This window comes from Kribbella sp. NPDC051952, assembly GCF_040680855.1.
Taxonomy (GTDB): Bacteria; Actinomycetota; Actinomycetes; order Propionibacteriales; family Kribbellaceae; genus Kribbella.
This window is the reverse complement of the sequence record NZ_JBFAXQ010000002.1, coordinates 125016-141251: the sequence shown is the minus strand read 5'-3', so window position 1 is coordinate 141251 and position 16236 is coordinate 125016. Positions and strand designations below refer to the sequence as shown.

Here is a 16236-nt window from a genome sequence, read left to right as displayed (position 1 = left end):
GTCTCGTCAGTACGCGGTGCGGCTGGCCACCGGTAGAATGCCAGATTGTGCCGATTGCCCGCCAACCTGTCGAGTCTCGCCTCTGGCCGGCCGGCGGAGTCCATCTCTGGCCGTCGGGCGGAGTGAGTTCGCTGCATGCCCATCCGCGCGGACATCTGGTGTATGCGGCCAGGGGAGTGTTGTCGGTGCAGACCGAGCGTGGCACCGCAATCGTCCCGGCCAATCGGGTTGCTTGGACCCCGGCCGGCTTCAGGCATCGGCATCGGGCTCATGGCGAGACCGACATGCGGATCGAGTTCCTGCCGGCGTCGGTGGCTCGGCTGCTGCCGACGCATCCGGTCGTGTTCATGGCCTCGGATCTGGCCCGCGAGGTTCTACTGACGCTCACCGGGCCACGCAATTACGAAGCCGGCGTACGCAAGCTGGATCGCTACGCGCGGGCTCGCCTGTGCCGGGTCCTTGTCGACGAGCTCGATGAGGCGCACGAGCAACCATTGCAGCTGCCGGAACCGCGGGACGATCGACTGCAAGCCGTTGCACAGAAGCTGTACGACGATCCAGGCGACAACACGTCGCTGGCCGAACTCGGGCAAGCGGTCGGAGCGAGTGGACGGACGCTGAGCCGGTTGTTCCACGACGAGCTGGGGATGACGTTCTACGAATGGCGCACGCAGCTGCGCGTTTACCACGCGCTGATTTTGCTTGCCGACGGCCACGATACGACGCGGGTCGCACATGCGTGCGGCTGGTCGAACCCCAGCAGCTTCATCGCGGCCTTCACGAATCTCGTCGGCACGACACCCGGCCGTCACCGCGCCGGCCAGAGTTGAGGCAGGATCGGCGGCATGACTGTTCGCCACGTGCTGTTCGACGCTGACGGCGTACTGCAAGACCTGCCCGGCGGCTGGTACGCGGCCATGGAGCCGTATCTCGGCGATCGCGCGCGCGAGTTCCTGCACGAGACCTGGCGCGACGAACTCCCGATGCTCGCCGGCCAGGGCGACTACATGCCGGTCCTCGAGGCGACCCTCCGACGCTACGGCGTCGACGTACCCGTGGCTGAGGTGTACGCCGCGGTCTGGCAGAACATCGTGGTCATCGAGGAGTCTCTCGCGATCGTGCGAGCCCTCAAACAGAACGGATACGGCGTACACCTGGGCACGAACCAGGAGAGCTACCGCGGCGACCACATGCGCACGACCCTCGGGTACGACGACCTGTTCGACGTCAGCTGCTACTCCTACGAGCTCGGCGTCGCGAAACCCGACCCGGCCTTCTTCACCCGGGCTGCACGCCAGATCGGCGCCTCGCCTGAATCGATCCTGTTCATCGACGACAACGCCGCCAACGTCGAAGGCGCCCGCACGGCAGGTCTGCCCGCCGAGCACTGGGACTTCACCCAGGGCCACGACGTACTGCTCGATCTCTTCGCGAAGCACGCAGTGTCTGTCACGGGCGCTTCACCTCCTCGCTCTTTACGACGTGTTGTGCCCACTGTCGGGCTTGGCCACCGAGGAGTTGATCGGTGAGCCAGCCCATGGCGGCGAACAGGCCGACGAAACCAGCAGTCAGGAGAATGGCGAGCAGCATCCCCTCATCGTCGAAGAAGTTAACGCTCAGTGACAGTGGCAAGAATGCCTCTTACCGATAGATTATGGTCATGCATCGGCTGGCAGTTCTCGTCTTCGAAGGCGTCCACAGTTTCGACCTGGCGATGCCGCTGCAGGTGTTCAGTACGGCGCACTCGGTCGAGCGGGAGCCGGGGGAGTTGTTCGGTCCGCGGCTGTACGACGTACGAGTGTGTGGTGACGACCGCGAGCTCGCCATCTGCGGGGTCGATGCTGTCGAGATGTTCCGGTGTAGGCCGCCGTACCCGTTGGCTGACGCCCTCGAGGCGGACACCATCGTGGTGGTCGGCGTCCCGACGGGCCGTGAGCCACCGGCCGAATCGCTCGACCTCGTGCGGGAGGCGCATCGGCGCGGCATCCGGATCGCGTCCATCAGTTCCGGAGGTGCGCGAGTGATGGCCGCGTCCGGATTGCTGGACGACCGCCGGATCGCGACGCACTGGTCTCGCGCGCACCTACTCGTCGACACTTATCCCCGGGTGATTGTTGACACCGACGTCCTCTACATCGACCACGGCGACGTGCTCACCTCGGCCGGCGCGGCCAGTGGCATCGATATGTGCCTGCACATGATCCGTCAGGACTTCGGATCCGCTGTCGCCGCTGACGTGGCCCGGCACATGGTCGTGCCGCCACAGCGGGACGGGGGACAGGCGCCGTACATCGCCCACCCGGAGCCCGGCGACGACCACGGATCGTTCGAGCCGGTCATGCGGTGGCTGCGGCAACGACTGGGGGAGCCGGTGACGTTGGCAGACATCGCGTCGTACGTCGGAACGAGTCCGCGGACCGTGAACCGGCGATTCCGGGAACAGACCGGCACGACGCCGCTGCAGTGGTTGTTGCGGCAGCGGGTCCACCATGCGCAGGAGCTGTTGGAGACGACGGACTTGTCTGTCGAGGAGATCTCCAGGCATTGCGGGTTCGGTACGTCGGTGGCGATGCGGCAGCACTTCGCGAAACACATCAAGACGTCGCCGATGGCGTACCGCCGTACGTTCCGAGCCCGCGCCGAATCGTAGGGGGAGTGGGGCTGGGAAAGACTGTGCGTATGGAGATTGGGATCGCAGGTCAGGCGGATGTCACGCAGTTGGCTCGCCTGCTCTGGCTGAACGCCGCACCTGACCAGCAGGCCAAGCAATCCGTCGAGTCATTCGCGGATGATCTTGCTGCCTGGTGGACCGACCACAGCGACACACATTTCGCCTTCGTTGCGGCAAGCACCGATTCCGTCCTGGTCGGGATGGCGTGGCTGGCCCTGGTTCCCCGAGCACCGCGCCCCGGAGACACCGATCGCCACTCGGCCGACATCCAAAGCGTCTTCGTCCTTCCCGCCCACCGCGGCAACCGTCTCGGCTCAGCCCTCGTCGAGGCCGCCTCCCAGCATGCCTTTACCCTCGGAGCAACCCGGGTAACAGTCCACTCCGGCCGCAAAGCCGTGCCCGTCTACGAACGCCTCGGCTTCACCCCGTCCCATCAGCTCCTCCAGCTCGAACCCGATCGAACCATGTAACCCCGGCAACACCCGACATCCTCCCGCCGGCCCTCAAGGACCTGAAGCACCCCCCAAGATTCATCAGCTTCATCTTCTTCGTACTCGAGGCGTCCTAACCTTCACCCTCGAGGCGTCCTAACCCGATTCACGTGAGCCGAACGAACGACGGCTCGGGGGCCGCGACCCGGTCGCCGATGTCGAGCTGGCTTGCGAGTCGGGTGGCCCCAGCCGGGCAGAACGGCGCGAGCTCCGTGGCGATCGTGCGGCATGCCTGCGCGACGCGGCTGAGGAGACGGTGGATGCGGCGAGCGTCCCCGTCGGGGTCCCTGAGTGCCTTCCAGGGTTCCGCCGCGTTCAGTGGTTGATTGGCGAGATTCACGGCGGCAACCAAGTGGGCGGTCGCCGAGCGGAAGTCTGCGGTTCTGAGGGCGGCGTCGATGTTCGACGGCAGGGCAGCGCAGGCCGCGTCCAGCTCGACGCTGTCCCACGCCGGTCCGACCACTGGTTCAGTATCGAGGTGCAGTCGGCCGTCGTAGTGCTTGTGCAACAAGGTCACGGTGCGGTTGGCGAGGTTTCCGACTCCATTGGCGAGGTCGGTGTTGTAGGCCTGGATCAGGCGTGCCGCGGTGAACTCGGTGTCGCCGAGGAGCGGAACTTCGCGGGTAATCCACCAGCGCAGGGCGTCCGTGCCATAAAGGTTGACCAGGGCAACGGGATCGACGATGTTCCCGGTGCTCTTGGAGAGCTTGGCGCCGCCGACATTGACGTAGTCGTGGACATGGATGGTGGTCGGGAGTGGCTGGCCGGCGGACAGCAGGAGACCGATCCAGTACACGGCATGAAAGCGTGTGATGCCCTTGCCGATCACGTGCACGCGTTCACCGTCGCCGGCCCACCAGAACTCGTACTCCGCGCCGGGCCGATCCACGCCGAGGGCGGTGAGGTAGTTGGTGAGCGCGTCCCACCAGACGTAAATCACCTGACTCTCGTCGCCAGGGACAGGGATGCCCCAACCGCCCGCGCGAACTGCGGGGCGGGAGACGCTGAAGTCCTGCAGGCCCGTGTCGAGGAGCGCGAGGACTTCGTTGCGTTTCTGGGGCGGGTTGATCGTGAGAGCGCCGGAGGTGATCGCGTCCCTGATCTGATCGCGGTAGCGGGACAAGCGGAAGAACCAGTTGGTCTCAGTTACCTGCTCGGGCTCAGTGCCGTGCTCCGGACAGAGTCCGTCAGCCAATGTGTCCGGCTCGTAGAACTGCTCGCAACCAACGCAGTCCAGACCCGTGTAGGCGCGTTCGTAGAAGTCGCCCGCATCAGCGCAGCGCTGCCACAGATAGTCGACGCCGGGGCGATGTCGCGGGTCGGATGATGTTCGGATGTAGTCGTCGAAACTCAGCTCGAGAAGGTCTTGGAGTGCCTGGAAGCGGTCGGCGGCACTGTTCACGTAGTCGGCTACCGGTTCGCCGGCGTTCCGAGCGGCGAGAACGTTCTTCAGCGCGTGGTCGTCGGTGCCGGAGAGGAACCGGACCCGCTGGCCGCGGAGCCTCCGATGGCGAGCGAGCACGTCAGCCTGCACAAACTCCAGCGCGTGGCCGAGGTGCGGCGCCGCGTTCACGTAGGGGATCGCGGTGGTGATGTAGTACGGCTTCACAGGTGGGTTCCCTTTCCCTGTCAGATCGGCAGGGAGCCCCACATCAAGTCGAGTCCACCACCGTGGGCTCGACTGCCTGAATCAGCGCACAACGACAAGCCCCACCAAGGGCCCCATCATTCGCTGCGCAGTCAACATGAGTCAGAGGTTACCGCCACACCCACCTCCCGCCGACCCGTTTTCTGACCCCGGCCCGGAAGCTCATATGCTCGAGCCTACAAGTGAGTGAACCGAGCGCAGGCAGCGCTTGCGCTGGCTGCCGAGGCGATTGAACTTGTTGAGCAGCGCGGAGCGAGTCCGAGCAGAATGAGCGGAGGTGGGCGCATGTCGGCGACGAAGCTCCTGGTACTCGGTATCGTGCACCTCTCCGGCGGCGCGCATGGCTACCAGGTGCGGTCCGAACTGCAGAGCTGGGGTGCGGAGACTTGGGCCAAGATCAAGCCCGGCTCGGTTTATCACGCGCTGAAGAAGGCGGCGACTGATGGCCTCCTCACCGAACACGCCGAGCCGGGCAACTCCGGGCCGGAGCGCGTTCTGTACCGCGCGACAGCTCGGGGACGTGACGAGATAGTCGAACTGGTCCGCGATGGTCTGCGGCGCACCCACGACCCGGACATGCTCAACGCGTCCATCGCCATGTTGCCCATGCTGACCAGGTCAGATGCCATCGCGCACGTTAGCGAACGGGTCGCGCGCCTGGAAGCGGAGCTCGTAGTGCAGGCCAAGTGGCGGGAGCACCCCAATCGGGACATCCCCGAGCACGTCCGCGAGCAGGCCGAACTGTGGGCGGGACACGCACGCACCGAACTGGAGTGGGCGAAGAGCCTGAGCAAACGACTGTCTGAGGGCGCCTACACCATGGCCGATGATCCGGGTTCGTGGCGAACGGTCCCCGATCACCTCAAGAAGCGCTTCTAAACAAACTTGACTAGTCGTTTCCTCCGCGTGTACTTTGGCCAAGTAATCAAATTTGACTAGCCTCATCAATGTGGAGGTCCACATGAAGACCGCAGTCTGGTTTGTATCGGGCTTGTTGGCCCTGGGCTTCCTGGGAACCGGCGCGATGAAGGTGTTCCCGCCGGAAGCCGACGTGGCAGCGCTGGCCGAGGGTGTACCCGTCGTACTCATGCGGATCGCCGGGGTGGCCGAAATACTCGGCGCACTTGGCCTGATCCTGCCGGCCGCGACCCGGATCATGCCGATCCTGACGCCTCTCGCCGCGTCCGGCCTGGTCGTCACGATGATCGGCGCGACGATCGCCAACTTGGTGATCGGTGAGTACGCGTCGATCGTGCAGACGATCATCTTCGGCGCTCTGGCGGCGTCGGTGGCGTGGGCCAGGTTCGGGCCGTACGCCGTCGAGCCGTGTCGAGTCGTGTCGAGCCGGTCAGGTCGCCCAAGGCTGAGAGTCGGGGGAGGTCTCGACGACGGAACCCGGCCCGAAGTGCAAGTGACGGAGGGCGCAGCCCACGTAACTCAATCCTGGTCGACCTGCTCCGACGGTGACGACCACGCATCGAGAAATGGAGAGAAGCAGTGAACGAGATGACACTTCGTGTGACGTCCGCCGACGGTACGAGGATCGCCTACGACCGGAAAGGCACTGGCCCGGCGGTGATCCTCGTCGGCGGCACCCTGGACGACGGCGCTGAGAACGCGCCGCTGGCCCGGCTCCTTGCCAACCATTTCACGGTCTACAATTACGCACGACGCGGCCGGGGCGCCAGCGGCAATACACCGCCGTACGCCGTGGCACGGGAGGTGGACGACCTCGACGCGCTGATTGCGACAGCCGGCGGCTCAGTTCACCTGTACGGCGCCTCATCTGGCGGCGCCCTCGCGCTGGAGGCAGCAGCGGCAGGTTCGGCGATCGACAAGATCGCGGTGTGGGATGTGCCGTACGCGATCGGGGACGACCTGCGGCCGAGGTTCAACCAGTACCTCGCGGACACCCACGAGGCATACAAAGCCGGCCGGGACGAGGAGCTCCTGGAACTGTTCATGAGGCTTACCGGCGGACCCGACGCGGACATCGCGGCTGGCAAACAACACCCGATCTGGGCCTCGTCCGTCGCGCTCGCCCACACGCTCGTCAAGGACGCCGTGGTCCTCAATGACTACAAGATCCCCACGAACCGTCTTGCCCGCATCACTCAGTCGGTCCTGGTGATCACCGAGGGTCCGATCACCGAGCCCCAGATGGCGGGCCTCCCGACCGACTTCTTCGACCGCGCCGCGAAAGCGATAGTCGCTGCCACCCCCCAGACCGAACGACACACGCTCGACGGGCAGGGACACGTCGTCGCCCCCGAACTCATGGCCCGGGTACTGAAGACGTTCTTCAAGCAGTAACCCGTCGACTGATCAGGTCGCGACGCTGAAGACGTCCTTGAGCCGGCCACGCAGGTAGTGCAACTCCCGCCAGGTCGGTGAGGTACCTCGTCATCTCGGGAGGCTGGCTCACGACGTCCTCCGTAGGTCGCGTGCGGCAGAGATGTATTCAGCGTAGGTGCTCGCCGAACCAATGGCGTGGCGCTCGATTGTCGACGGGTGGTAGCCCAGCGCGTCGGCGATGATCGGCACCGGCCCGAGCTTGGTCAGCTCGTGCAGTGATCCAAGCCGGGCAGCACGGGTGCTGAAGATGACCTTGAGTCTGCTTCGGAGGCTCGCGCCGTGGATGTTGGCTCCCGGGGGAGTAGCCGCGGAAGACCCAGTTGCTGTTGGGGTGGGAGGCGGTGAGGTCGTTCCCGGGCGCCGCGGCGAGCTGACGCATGGGCTCGTCCAAGGGGGAGGGGAGTGCGAACTCGGTCTTCCCCAGCCGGACGATGCCGACGTCGTCGGTGACGGTGACGTCGTCCCAGGTCAGCTGGATGACATCTTCGATGTGCTGGCCGAAGACGATGACCAAGATGGCCGCAGCCCGGTCACGCGCGGTGAGCTCGTCGGTGTGGACCACGCGCTCGACGGCTGCGTCCTGCGCGGACTTGGGCAGCTTCGGGCTGGTTCGCGAATGCTGCGGGATGCCGGCCCGGCGTGTCGTCGATCGCAATGTGGAGCCTGACCTGCAGGAGCGCGCTCAACGTCAACAGGAGGGAGTAGTTGCATCTACTTCCACTCCCGTTGCTTGTGCGCCGATAATCAACATTATGTCAACTAGTGGGGATGTCCTCGCTCAGGAGCCTCTCCCTCAGGTAGTTGCACCAGGTGGTGAGGATGGGGTCGCTGGACGTTGCGTGTGAGCCTGGGACGCCCACTAGCTGCTAGTGCCGAGACGCCAGCGCGTCGAACAGCGCGAGTAACAGCGAGTCCGGATCGCGCGAGTCGATGGGCTAGCTGTATTTGTCGGGAGCTTCGCTTGTGGCCGCTCCTGGGAAACCGCGGTTGACCTCGAATGATGACTTCTTGACCATCTTGCGCGCTCCCCCGGGTGTATTTGAATTACAATAGGTGGGTTTGTTTGTGGGCTACTAGCCGGGTTAGTCCTAAATGATTGCCTTGGTCGGCTTCGAGCATTTGTTCGTCTGGGGTGTAGCCGCGGTCTACTTTGGCGCAGGTTTTCAGCCACAGGAGCCAGTCTTGCCAACCGTTCGGGATCATGTCGGCGGTTTGTACGGTGACTAGGCCGGTGCGTTCCCAGTTGTTTCGCCACCAGTCGGGCGGGAGCCAGGTGCACAGATCGGGTCCCCAGCGTTCGGCCAAGTACGCGGGTGGCGTGAAGTTGGGGGCCTGTTGGATGCCCGGTACGACGACTCCCAGCACGCCACTCGGTTTCAGGAGATCGACACACCTGGCGAGGTAGTCGGCGCTGGTACCGAAATAGTTGTAGGCGCCGATGCTGACGATCGCATCGAAGAAACCGTGTGAGTACGGGAGTTTGTGGGCGTCGGCCTGGATCGGGCTGACCCGGTCGGCGACGCCGGCTTCCTTGATGCGCTCCCAGTTCTCGGTCGGGTCGACCCAGAGATCGGTCGCCCAGACGTCGACGTCGTACTCGCGGGCCAGGAAGATCGACGTCAGCGCCGTACCGCAGCCGAGGTCGAGCACCCGCGTCCCAGGCTCCAGCGTCATCACCTGCATGAGCGCTTCGGTGGACCACAGCGGGTGTGGACCCATCAGATTGTCGACGATCCATTGTGGGTCGTAGGTATTGGAGCGCGGATACCGATCCAGGGTCAGCGCTTCACGGAGAAGTTCATTGGTCATGCAGGCGACCATGGCAGCACAGCTGCGCCGTCACAACGGAGTTTCACCCGATGCCAGGGCTGCCGCGATCATGCGATGCCACCGGCCTGCCGATACGTCTCCGGGAGTCGTTCGTGGGCGCTCCCCTGCACCAACTCCCCCGGCATGAATCGCGTCAGGAGCAGCAACTCACGTGCCAGGTGGTGGTCCTGAGCGTTGCCGGCCTTGGCGATGTACCGCGAACCGCCGGCCATGACCTCGAGGACGGTCGTCCCGACCTGACCCCAGCTGCGGTCGGTCACGACCTCGGCATCGGGGAGCCACTCGAAGAGGAGGTCTCGCTGGCGCTGACTGAGATCCACCGGGAGAGAGTAACGCAAACAATCTGCACGAAATGCTGGACTTAATACTCCGAGAGTCTTATCCTGGCCGAATGCAGAATTCACAAAAGAATGTCACTCTACCAATTAACTTATCAGATGAAATTCTCGAGCGCAAGCCGACCGAATTCTGGCAACTCGGCGACCGCAGGGTGCAGCGGATCGGGTTCGGGACGAAGCGGCTGGCGGGCAACGCCGGCGACAGGCCCGGCGTACGGGAGCATGCGGTCGAGCTCCTGCGCCGGGCGATCGAGCTCGGCGTGAACCACCTCGACACGGCCGACTTCTACCCGAGCTACGCACCGCCCGGCAGCCCTGCGGGAGAGTTCGAGCCGCTCGGCTGGGCGAAGGACGCGATCCGTGAGGCGTTGGCGCCGTACGGCGATGACCTGGTGATCGCCACCAAGGTCGGGCCGACGAAGGCCGGGATGTGCCGGCCGGACGAGTTGCGAGCGCTGGTCGAGGCCGATCTGCAGGCGCTCGGCCTGGAGACACTCGACCTGGTTTATCTGCGTCAGGCCGGTCTGCCCTCGGTCGCCGAACACTTCGGGGTCCTGGCGGAACTGCAGGCCAAGGGAATGATTCGGCACCTCGGACTGGCGAGCATCCGGGCCGAACAGCTCGCACAGGCGCAGGAAATCGCTCCGGTTGTTGCCGTGCAGAACAGGTACGGCGTCGGCTACGGACGGGTGAACGACGGGATCCTGCAGACCTGCGGTGAGCAGGGCATCGCGTTCGTTCCCTACTTCGCGCTCACCGCGGAGTCTCGGGAAACGGGCGGCGTTTCGATCAACGACGTGATTCAGGAGATCGCGGATCGGCATGGTGCCACGCCGGCGCAGATCCGGCTCGCCTGGACGCTGTCCCGCGGCGATCACGTCCTCGCCATCCCGGGTACGTCGAGCCAGCTTCACCTGGAGGAGAACCTCGAGGCCGGATCGATTCGCCTCTCCCCCGAGGAAAGGACCGTCCTCGACAGCGTGACCGACTGATACCGGCAGCCGGGTGGCGACCACGACGGTCGCCGCCCGGCGTCAGTCGTAGTACCGGCGCGCGCTCGACCCGATGCGGGTCACGTCGGTGCCATAGATGTGAATCGAGATCGCCGTCGTGTCCGAGGTGTTGTTGACGCGGTGAATGTCGCCGGGCGGGGCGAATCCGCTGACATCACCGACCGCGTTGTCGCTCTGGCCGACCAGCCGGAGGTCGGCGTCGTACAAGTCCTCGTGCTCGACGCCCTGGATCACGCCGAAGACGCACCACGTCACGTGGTCGTGGATTCGGGTCTTCTGGCCGGGCTGCCAGACGAGGGCGATGATCGAGAACGAGCCGTCGGGCTCGACGTGCAGCCGGTGACTGATGTAGTTGTCCGGCGATCCGAGCCGCTGCTCGGCGGTCAGTACGTCGGGAGTGGGCAGGTGCCGGCGGAGTTCGGCGGCGACGAGGTCGGCCGTCCCGCTCCAGTCGGCTTGCTGGGCGATCGCCGTACGGACGCCTGCGATCAGGTCGGTGAGTTCACTGGTGGAGGTCGTTGTGGTTGTCATGCTTCGAGCGTGCGCCCGAACAATCCATAACGTCTAATGCCAAATCAGCCGCGAACTCATAGACAGACTTAATACGTGTCCTCGGCGACGTGCTCGCCGATCGCTGGGTCGTAGACGTAGACCTCCGACCCAGCACGCGGGTCGCGAGCGTGCACAGTGTGGAATACCGGGCCGAACCGCCCGCCGAGGTCCACGATCGTCGCGCCGGCGCCGACGACTCCGCGGACGAGGGCGGTCGGTGCGGTGAGGTCGATGCGGGTGACCACGCCAGGCGTCACCCATACGGGCGTGTTACCGAGCCGACCGGTGAGCTGGTGATGCATGTGCCCACACAGCACCGCCTGTACGTCGGTCCCGGCCAGCACCCGGCCGAGTTCCTCAGGTTCCTGCAGGACCACGGCCTGCTGGTATGGGATCGCGTCGACGAAGATCGGCGGATGATGCAGTACGACGATTGACCCCGCCGGCGCCGGTGTCTCCAGCTCCGCAGCGAGCCAGTCCAACTGGTCCCGGCCGAGCACACCGTGCGTCTTGCCGGGGACAAGGCTGTCCAGCGTGATCACCCGGAGGCCGTCGACCTCGCTCACCGCTGCGATCACCCCGTCGACCTCAGCAGGACGGCCGATGGATGCGCCGTCCGGACCGAGATGACCGGAGCCGAGCGCGGCGGCGAAGCCCTCCCGGCGATCGTGGTTCCCCGTGCAGTACACGTGCGGGATGCCACGCTCGGCGGCGAACGCCCCAACAGCCGAACGGACCGCGTCGCAGCCCTCCTTCGAGCCGTCGTCCGCGATGTCCCCGCTGACGACAACCAGGTCCAGCTCCGGCACTCGGCGTACGTCGTGCAACAGCCCCTGCAGCGCGCGGGGACCGTCGGCGCCATCCTCGTCCGGGCCTGTCCGGCTGATGTGAGTGTCGGAGAGATGCAGAACGCGATGGGTCACATGCCGCAGAGTACCTATCGGTCAGTCCGTGAAGCTGACCTCGGCCGTTGATTGGACCGCGGCGGTGCGGCCGGGGGCTCGGTGGTTCTCCCAGTAGATATTGGTGTGGGCGATCACCTTGTCCGGGGTCGGAGCGCCCCACTCGGACAGGTCCTCGGTGGTGTGCGCGTCGCCGACCAGGGTCACGTCGTACCCGCGGACCATCGCGCCGTGGATGGTGGAGCGGATGCACTCGTCGGTCTGCGCGCCGCTGACAATCACGCGACCGATGCCGGCCGCGGCGAGGACGTCCTCGAGGTTGGTGTCCTCGAACGAGTCGGCGAACGTCTTGTGGACGAGCTGCTCGGACTCGTCCCGCTTGAGCTCGGGGACGAACTGCCACTCGTGGCTGTGCTTCACGAGGTTGTCGCTCGAGTGCTGCACCCACACGACCGGCACCCCACCGGCGCGGGCCTTGCTGACCAGGGTGCTGATGTTCGCGACCACCTGATCACGCTCGTGTGCGCCCTCGACGACGCCGTTCTGGACGTCGATCACCATCAGAGCCGTGTTCGGCCGATCTGCCAGCGTGGACATGCCGTTCCCTCCCTTTCCTGGGGTGTACGACGAACGCTAGCCAACCCCGCCGACAGTTTCAGACGGAGGCCTGCCAGCTCCGCAGCCGCAACCGCACCGTCGGTACGTCGCCGTCGTCAAGATCCTCGGCCCGCCGCACGGCAGCCTTCACCGGCAGGATGTACCGCCCGTCCTTCGGAAACATCGAGGTGTCCCACACACTGCCCCCGATCTCGGCCTGCACCGGAATCATCCCCCACCCATACGTGACGAAATTGGATTCCGCCTCGAAATAGGCGCTCTCCTCATCCGGCACCGTAATGAAATACCAAGGCGCCGGCCCCCGCCAATACCAAATCTCGCCGGCAAACTCGATCTCGTTCATTCGTCCGTGCTCCCGCTGGCTTCGAGTAGACGCTGTGCGATGTTCTGGGCGGCGGTTTTCAGTTCTGGGGATCCAAGGATTTTGTAGGGCCACGGGAGGGCGGTCAACTGGCTGGCGTACCAGTAGGGCTCGTCGGTGCTGGCCAGGAGGCGGGTGTGGGTGTCGTCGACCACCTCGAGGCGGCCCATGCTGCGGCGGATCCAGTGGGCTACCTCCTCGCGGGGTGCGTCGATGATGACCTCGATGGGGTATTTCCAGCCCATCGCGAGATGCTCCTCGACGACGGCCAGTGGATCCAGGTCCGCGGGTGGGGTGAATTCGGTGTCCTGCGCTTCGACCTTGGTGACCTTGTCCACCCGGAGCACGCGTTGCGAATTCTTTCCGTGCGACCAGCAGAGCAGATACCACCGCCCACGGCGTACGACGACCGCCCACGGGTCGACGTCCATGGGCCATTCCTCGCCGTAGTGCCGGCGGTAATGAATGGTCACCCGCCGACAGGCTCCGCTCAAAGACACCAACGCGGCAGTGATCTCCGGATCCGGGGTCCGCGCACCGGGATCCGGCCCGCGTGCACTCACCCGTCGTACGGCGTCAGTCGCACGGGCGATCGACTCCGGCAGGACCCGGATGATCTTCCCGAGCGCGATGTCGACCGGGTCGTCGGCGCCGCGTGGTCCCTCGAGCACCGCCATCACCAGGCCGAGCGCCTCGGTCGGACTGAACATGAGTGGCGCCAATCGCAACCCGCGACCGACCCGGTAACCGCCGTACGGACCGCGCACCGACTCGATCGGGATGTCGGCCTCGCGGAGGATCGCGACGTACCGGCGGGCCGCCCGTTCGGAGACCCCGAGTTTGTCGCCGAGTTGGTCGGCGGTGATGCCGGGGCTGTTCTGGATCAGCTCCAGCACCATCAACGTCCGCGCGGTCGGACTCACATCGTGCGCCACAGGCCTCACCATTCCGGAAGGGGACCGTCCGGAACCGAGGGTAGCGTCCCGGACATGGACTACAACACCGTGATGGAGCTACCGGCGGCAGGCGACGAGATCGAGACGCTGCTAGGTGTGCTCGAACGCAATCGCCGGACCTTCGCGTGGAAGGTCGGCGGACTCGACGCAGCCGGGATGAATGCCAAGCTCGGCCCGTCGACCATGACGCTCGGCGGTCTGGTCAAGCACCTCGCGCTGGTCGAGGCCGACATGTTCTCGCACCGGCTGCTCGGCCGCGACCCGGGCGCACCGTGGAACAAGGTCGACTGGGACTCCGATCCCGACTGGGAGTGGCGCACCGCCGCGTACGACTCCCCCGACGAACTCCTCAAGCTCTGGCGCGACGCCGTCGCCCAATCCCGTGCCTCGGTGGCCGAAGCGTTGCAGGACGGTGGCCTCGACCTCACCGGCAAACTCGTCTGGCCCGACGGGACCTCCCCCAACCTGCGCCGGCTCCTGGCCGACATGATCGAGGAGTACGCACGGCATACGGGCCACGCCGACCTCATCCGCGAATCCATCGACGGCCTCGTCGGCGAGGACGCACCGAAGGAAGTCACAGCACCATAGGAACCACACATATAAGTGCTCACCAGATGAGCGCTTACTCTGCGACGATCGGTCCATGCGAGCGGACCGGCTGGTGGCGACACTGCTCCTCATGCAGGCCCGCGGCCGGGTGACGGCCGCGGAGCTCGCCGAGGAGCTCGAGATCTCCGTCGCCACCGCCCGCCGCGATCTCGAGGCCCTGTCGACTGCCGGCATCCCGGTCTATCCACAGCCCGGTCGCAACGGCGGCTGGCAGCTCATCGGCGGCGCGCGGACCGATCTCAGCGGACTCACCGCCACCGAGGCCCAGGCACTGTTCCTCCTGGTCGGCCCCGCAGCCTCCATCGCCCCGGACGCGAAGGCCGCGCTCCGCAAGCTCGTACAAGCGTTGCCCGGCACCTTCCGCGAACATGCCGAAGCCGCGGCGGAGGCGGTCGTGATCGACCCGGCCCGCTGGGGTGAGCACGTGAAGGAACAGCCCGAGCTCGTACGCCGACTGCAGGATGCCGTCGTACGACGTCGTCGCGTGCAACTGGTCTACCAAGGTCGGGGCCGGGAGCCGTCCGAGCGGCTGATCGATCCGCTCGGGCTCGTGGACAAGGACGACATCTGGTACCTGATCGCGCAGACCGACAGTGGGCAACGGACGTTCCGGGTCGAGCGAGTGGTGTCGGCCGACCTGACCGAGGAAGCGTTCGAGCGGCCCGCGGACTTCGACCTGTCCACCGTCTGGAACGAGATCGTCGACCGGATGGAGGAACGGCGCTCCGGGCTGACGGCGACCGTACTGATGGACGAACGGTTCGTGTGGGTGATGCAGGATCGGCTTGGGCGGCAGTGCGAGGTCGACGGGATGGACGGCGACCGGGTGCGGCTCAAGGTGACCGCACCGACGCCGCTGATGATCGCGCAGCATCTCGCCGGTTGGGGCGGCTCGATCGAGGTGACCGACCCGCCCGAGGTCCAGGCCGAGCTCGCCCGCCTCGGCCGCGAGCTCGCCGACCGCTACAGCGGAATCACGTAGAGGATGAACCCGCGGTTCTCGGCGACCTGGTCGTAGAGGCGGCGAGCGGTCGCGTTGGTCTCGTGCGTCGACCAGTAGACCCGCCCGCACCCTTGCTCGCGAGCCCAGTCCGTGACCGCCGCGATCAACGCTCGCGCGACGCCCTGGCCGCGTGCCTCGGGTGCGGTGAAAAGGTCTTGTAGGTAACAGGAATCGGGCGCCGTCGTACTCGCGTGGGTCAGGAAATGCGTGATCCCGACGAGCTGCCCGTCGAGGTGTGCACCGAGGGCATGGATCTCCACATCCCGCTGGAATCTGGCCCAGGCCTGGTCGAAGAACTCGGCCGGCATCGTGCGTCCGTAGAACTCGTTGTAACCGTCGAACAGGGTCTGCCAGGCGTCACGGTCGGTAGAGGTGAGCGGGCCGATGGTGAGCATGGGCGAGACAGTGCCACACCAGGGCCCAAGTGGACCACTGGGGTGAGTAGGGTGCGGTAGTTCGTCTCCGTTCCGACCTCGAGTTACAGGAATCGTCCGTGACCACATCCCCTCCCCAGCCGCCGCAGAACCCCTACCCAGGTCAGCCGGGCGGTTACGGGCCGCCCCCGGAGCAGTTCCCCCAGTACGCCCAGCCGAACCAGCAGCCGACGCAACAGCCGGGCCAGCCTCAGCAAGGCCAGGGGTACAGCGGCCAGCCAGGCCAGCCGGGTCACCCCGGACAGCAGCAGTACGGTCAGCCCCCGCAGGCGCCGTACCAGCAGCAGTCCTTCCAGCAGGGCCAGCCCTACCCGCAGCAGGGACAGTCCTTCTCCCAGCAAGGGCAGTCGTTCCCGCAGCAGGGGCAGGCGTTCGCCCCACAGGGTCAGCAGCAGTGCCGGTTCTGTGGTGGCTACCCGGCGGTCGACGCGACCGTGCGCGGGCACCAGGGC

General features: G+C 65.9%; 21 protein-coding genes. 10 read left to right on the top strand and 11 right to left on the bottom strand.

Features of this window, described 5'->3' with window-relative positions; genetic code table 11:
• The first annotated feature begins 47 nt into the window (after positions 1-47).
• The 4 genes from AB0L70_RS05345 to AB0L70_RS05330 all read left to right on the top strand — a co-directional run bounded on the left by AB0L70_RS05345 (position 48) and on the right by AB0L70_RS05330 (position 3141).
• Entirely contained in the window at positions 48-830 is a 783-nt protein-coding gene (locus tag AB0L70_RS05345; RefSeq protein ID WP_363680260.1) for a helix-turn-helix transcriptional regulator, read from the top strand.
• A 15-nt stretch (positions 831-845) separates the two neighbouring features.
• Positions 846-1529, top strand: a complete 684-nt coding sequence (locus AB0L70_RS05340) for an HAD-IA family hydrolase (protein ID WP_363680258.1) — start codon at positions 846-848, stop codon at positions 1527-1529.
• Positions 1530-1660: 131 nt separating this feature from the next.
• Positions 1661-2650 carry a helix-turn-helix domain-containing protein gene (locus AB0L70_RS05335; RefSeq protein ID WP_363680256.1) on the top strand — a complete coding sequence of 330 codons (990 nt, stop codon included), beginning with the start codon at positions 1661-1663 and terminating at the stop codon, positions 2648-2650.
• Positions 2651-2679: 29 nt separating this feature from the next.
• Positions 2680-3141 carry a GNAT family N-acetyltransferase gene (locus AB0L70_RS05330; protein ID WP_363680254.1) on the top strand — a complete coding sequence of 154 codons (462 nt, stop codon included), beginning with the start codon at positions 2680-2682 and terminating at the stop codon, positions 3139-3141.
• 127 nt (positions 3142-3268) lie between these two features.
• Here AB0L70_RS05330 and metG read toward each other — a convergent pair whose 3' ends face one another.
• Positions 3269-4771, bottom strand: coding sequence for a methionine--tRNA ligase (metG, locus tag AB0L70_RS05325; RefSeq protein WP_363680252.1), 1503 nt, complete (start codon positions 4769-4771; stop codon positions 3269-3271).
• A gap of 324 nt (positions 4772-5095) precedes the next feature.
• Between metG and AB0L70_RS05320 the strand changes: the two genes are divergently transcribed.
• The 3 genes from AB0L70_RS05320 to AB0L70_RS05310 all read left to right on the top strand — a co-directional run bounded on the left by AB0L70_RS05320 (position 5096) and on the right by AB0L70_RS05310 (position 7123).
• Entirely contained in the window at positions 5096-5689 is a 594-nt protein-coding gene (locus AB0L70_RS05320) for a PadR family transcriptional regulator (protein ID WP_363680250.1), read from the top strand.
• A gap of 82 nt (positions 5690-5771) precedes the next feature.
• Positions 5772-6311, top strand: coding sequence for a DoxX family protein (locus tag AB0L70_RS05315; protein ID WP_363680248.1), 540 nt, complete (start codon positions 5772-5774; stop codon positions 6309-6311).
• A gap of 5 nt (positions 6312-6316) precedes the next feature.
• The gene (locus AB0L70_RS05310; protein ID WP_363680246.1) at positions 6317-7123 is read left to right on the top strand and encodes an alpha/beta fold hydrolase; all 807 of its coding nucleotides are present in this window, start codon (positions 6317-6319) and stop codon (positions 7121-7123) included.
• 148 nt (positions 7124-7271) lie between these two features.
• Here the strand turns inward: AB0L70_RS05310 and AB0L70_RS05305 are convergent, their stop codons facing one another.
• The 3 genes from AB0L70_RS05305 to AB0L70_RS05295 form a co-directional block, all read right to left on the bottom strand.
• Positions 7272-7820: a hypothetical protein gene (locus tag AB0L70_RS05305; protein ID WP_363680244.1), complete on the bottom strand. Its 549-nt coding sequence runs from the start codon at positions 7818-7820 to the stop codon at positions 7272-7274.
• A 389-nt stretch (positions 7821-8209) separates the two neighbouring features.
• Entirely contained in the window at positions 8210-8974 is a 765-nt protein-coding gene (locus AB0L70_RS05300; RefSeq protein WP_363680242.1) for a methyltransferase domain-containing protein, read from the bottom strand.
• A 68-nt stretch (positions 8975-9042) separates the two neighbouring features.
• Positions 9043-9315 carry a hypothetical protein gene (locus AB0L70_RS05295; protein ID WP_363680240.1) on the bottom strand — a complete coding sequence of 91 codons (273 nt, stop codon included), beginning with the start codon at positions 9313-9315 and terminating at the stop codon, positions 9043-9045.
• Between the two features lie 170 nt (positions 9316-9485).
• Here AB0L70_RS05295 and AB0L70_RS05290 point away from each other — a divergent pair, with 170 nt between their 5' ends.
• On the top strand, positions 9486-10325 hold the full coding sequence (locus AB0L70_RS05290; protein ID WP_363680238.1) for an aldo/keto reductase: 840 nt from the start codon (positions 9486-9488) through the stop codon (positions 10323-10325).
• A 42-nt stretch (positions 10326-10367) separates the two neighbouring features.
• Here AB0L70_RS05290 and AB0L70_RS05285 read toward each other — a convergent pair whose 3' ends face one another.
• The 5 genes from AB0L70_RS05285 to AB0L70_RS05265 all read right to left on the bottom strand — a co-directional run bounded on the left by AB0L70_RS05285 (position 10368) and on the right by AB0L70_RS05265 (position 13714).
• The gene (locus AB0L70_RS05285) at positions 10368-10877 is read right to left on the bottom strand and encodes a cysteine dioxygenase family protein (RefSeq protein ID WP_363680236.1); all 510 of its coding nucleotides are present in this window, start codon (positions 10875-10877) and stop codon (positions 10368-10370) included.
• A gap of 68 nt (positions 10878-10945) precedes the next feature.
• Positions 10946-11821: a metallophosphoesterase gene (locus AB0L70_RS05280; RefSeq protein WP_363680234.1), complete on the bottom strand. Its 876-nt coding sequence runs from the start codon at positions 11819-11821 to the stop codon at positions 10946-10948.
• Between the two features lie 21 nt (positions 11822-11842).
• The gene (locus AB0L70_RS05275) at positions 11843-12397 is read right to left on the bottom strand and encodes an isochorismatase family protein (protein ID WP_363680232.1); all 555 of its coding nucleotides are present in this window, start codon (positions 12395-12397) and stop codon (positions 11843-11845) included.
• 58 nt (positions 12398-12455) lie between these two features.
• A complete protein-coding gene (locus tag AB0L70_RS05270; protein WP_363680230.1) occupies positions 12456-12761 on the bottom strand; it encodes a DUF1905 domain-containing protein in 306 nt (101 codons plus the stop codon).
• Positions 12758-13714 carry a WYL domain-containing protein gene (locus AB0L70_RS05265; protein WP_363680228.1) on the bottom strand — a complete coding sequence of 319 codons (957 nt, stop codon included), beginning with the start codon at positions 13712-13714 and terminating at the stop codon, positions 12758-12760. The genes AB0L70_RS05270 and AB0L70_RS05265 overlap by 4 nt, the downstream gene beginning before the upstream one ends.
• Positions 13715-13768: 54 nt before the next feature.
• Here AB0L70_RS05265 and AB0L70_RS05260 point away from each other — a divergent pair, with 54 nt between their 5' ends.
• Positions 13769-14326 (top strand): DinB family protein, encoded by a 558-nt coding sequence (locus AB0L70_RS05260; RefSeq protein ID WP_363680227.1) that lies wholly within the window; start codon positions 13769-13771, stop codon positions 14324-14326.
• A 55-nt stretch (positions 14327-14381) separates the two neighbouring features.
• Positions 14382-15329 (top strand): WYL domain-containing protein, encoded by a 948-nt coding sequence (locus AB0L70_RS05255; protein ID WP_363680226.1) that lies wholly within the window; start codon positions 14382-14384, stop codon positions 15327-15329.
• Here the strand turns inward: AB0L70_RS05255 and AB0L70_RS05250 are convergent.
• Positions 15311-15745: a GNAT family N-acetyltransferase gene (locus AB0L70_RS05250; RefSeq protein ID WP_363680225.1), complete on the bottom strand. Its 435-nt coding sequence runs from the start codon at positions 15743-15745 to the stop codon at positions 15311-15313. The two genes, AB0L70_RS05255 and AB0L70_RS05250, sit on opposite strands and share 19 nt — an antisense overlap.
• A gap of 83 nt (positions 15746-15828) precedes the next feature.
• Complete coding sequence (locus tag AB0L70_RS05245) at positions 15829-16230, bottom strand: hypothetical protein (RefSeq protein WP_363680223.1); 402 nt, start codon at positions 16228-16230, stop codon at positions 15829-15831.
• Between the last annotated feature and the right edge of the window lie 6 nt (positions 16231-16236).

Coding starts and splice junctions, on each gene's coding strand:
- AB0L70_RS05340 (WP_363680258.1), top strand. CDS start 846: ATGACTGTTCGCCACGTGCTGTTCGACGCTGACGGCGTACTGCAAGAC.
- AB0L70_RS05335 (WP_363680256.1), top strand. CDS start 1,661: ATGCATCGGCTGGCAGTTCTCGTCTTCGAAGGCGTCCACAGTTTCGAC.
- AB0L70_RS05330 (WP_363680254.1), top strand. CDS start 2,680: ATGGAGATTGGGATCGCAGGTCAGGCGGATGTCACGCAGTTGGCTCGC.
- AB0L70_RS05320 (WP_363680250.1), top strand. CDS start 5,096: ATGTCGGCGACGAAGCTCCTGGTACTCGGTATCGTGCACCTCTCCGGC.
- AB0L70_RS05315 (WP_363680248.1), top strand. CDS start 5,772: ATGAAGACCGCAGTCTGGTTTGTATCGGGCTTGTTGGCCCTGGGCTTC.
- AB0L70_RS05310 (WP_363680246.1), top strand. CDS start 6,317: ATGACACTTCGTGTGACGTCCGCCGACGGTACGAGGATCGCCTACGAC.
- AB0L70_RS05300 (WP_363680242.1), bottom strand. CDS start 8,974: ATGACCAATGAACTTCTCCGTGAAGCGCTGACCCTGGATCGGTATCCG.
- AB0L70_RS05285 (WP_363680236.1), bottom strand. CDS start 10,877: ATGACAACCACAACGACCTCCACCAGTGAACTCACCGACCTGATCGCA.
- AB0L70_RS05275 (WP_363680232.1), bottom strand. CDS start 12,397: ATGTCCACGCTGGCAGATCGGCCGAACACGGCTCTGATGGTGATCGAC.
- AB0L70_RS05270 (WP_363680230.1), bottom strand. CDS start 12,761: ATGAACGAGATCGAGTTTGCCGGCGAGATTTGGTATTGGCGGGGGCCG.
- AB0L70_RS05260 (WP_363680227.1), top strand. CDS start 13,769: ATGGACTACAACACCGTGATGGAGCTACCGGCGGCAGGCGACGAGATC.
- AB0L70_RS05255 (WP_363680226.1), top strand. CDS start 14,382: ATGCGAGCGGACCGGCTGGTGGCGACACTGCTCCTCATGCAGGCCCGC.
- AB0L70_RS05250 (WP_363680225.1), bottom strand. CDS start 15,745: ATGCTCACCATCGGCCCGCTCACCTCTACCGACCGTGACGCCTGGCAG.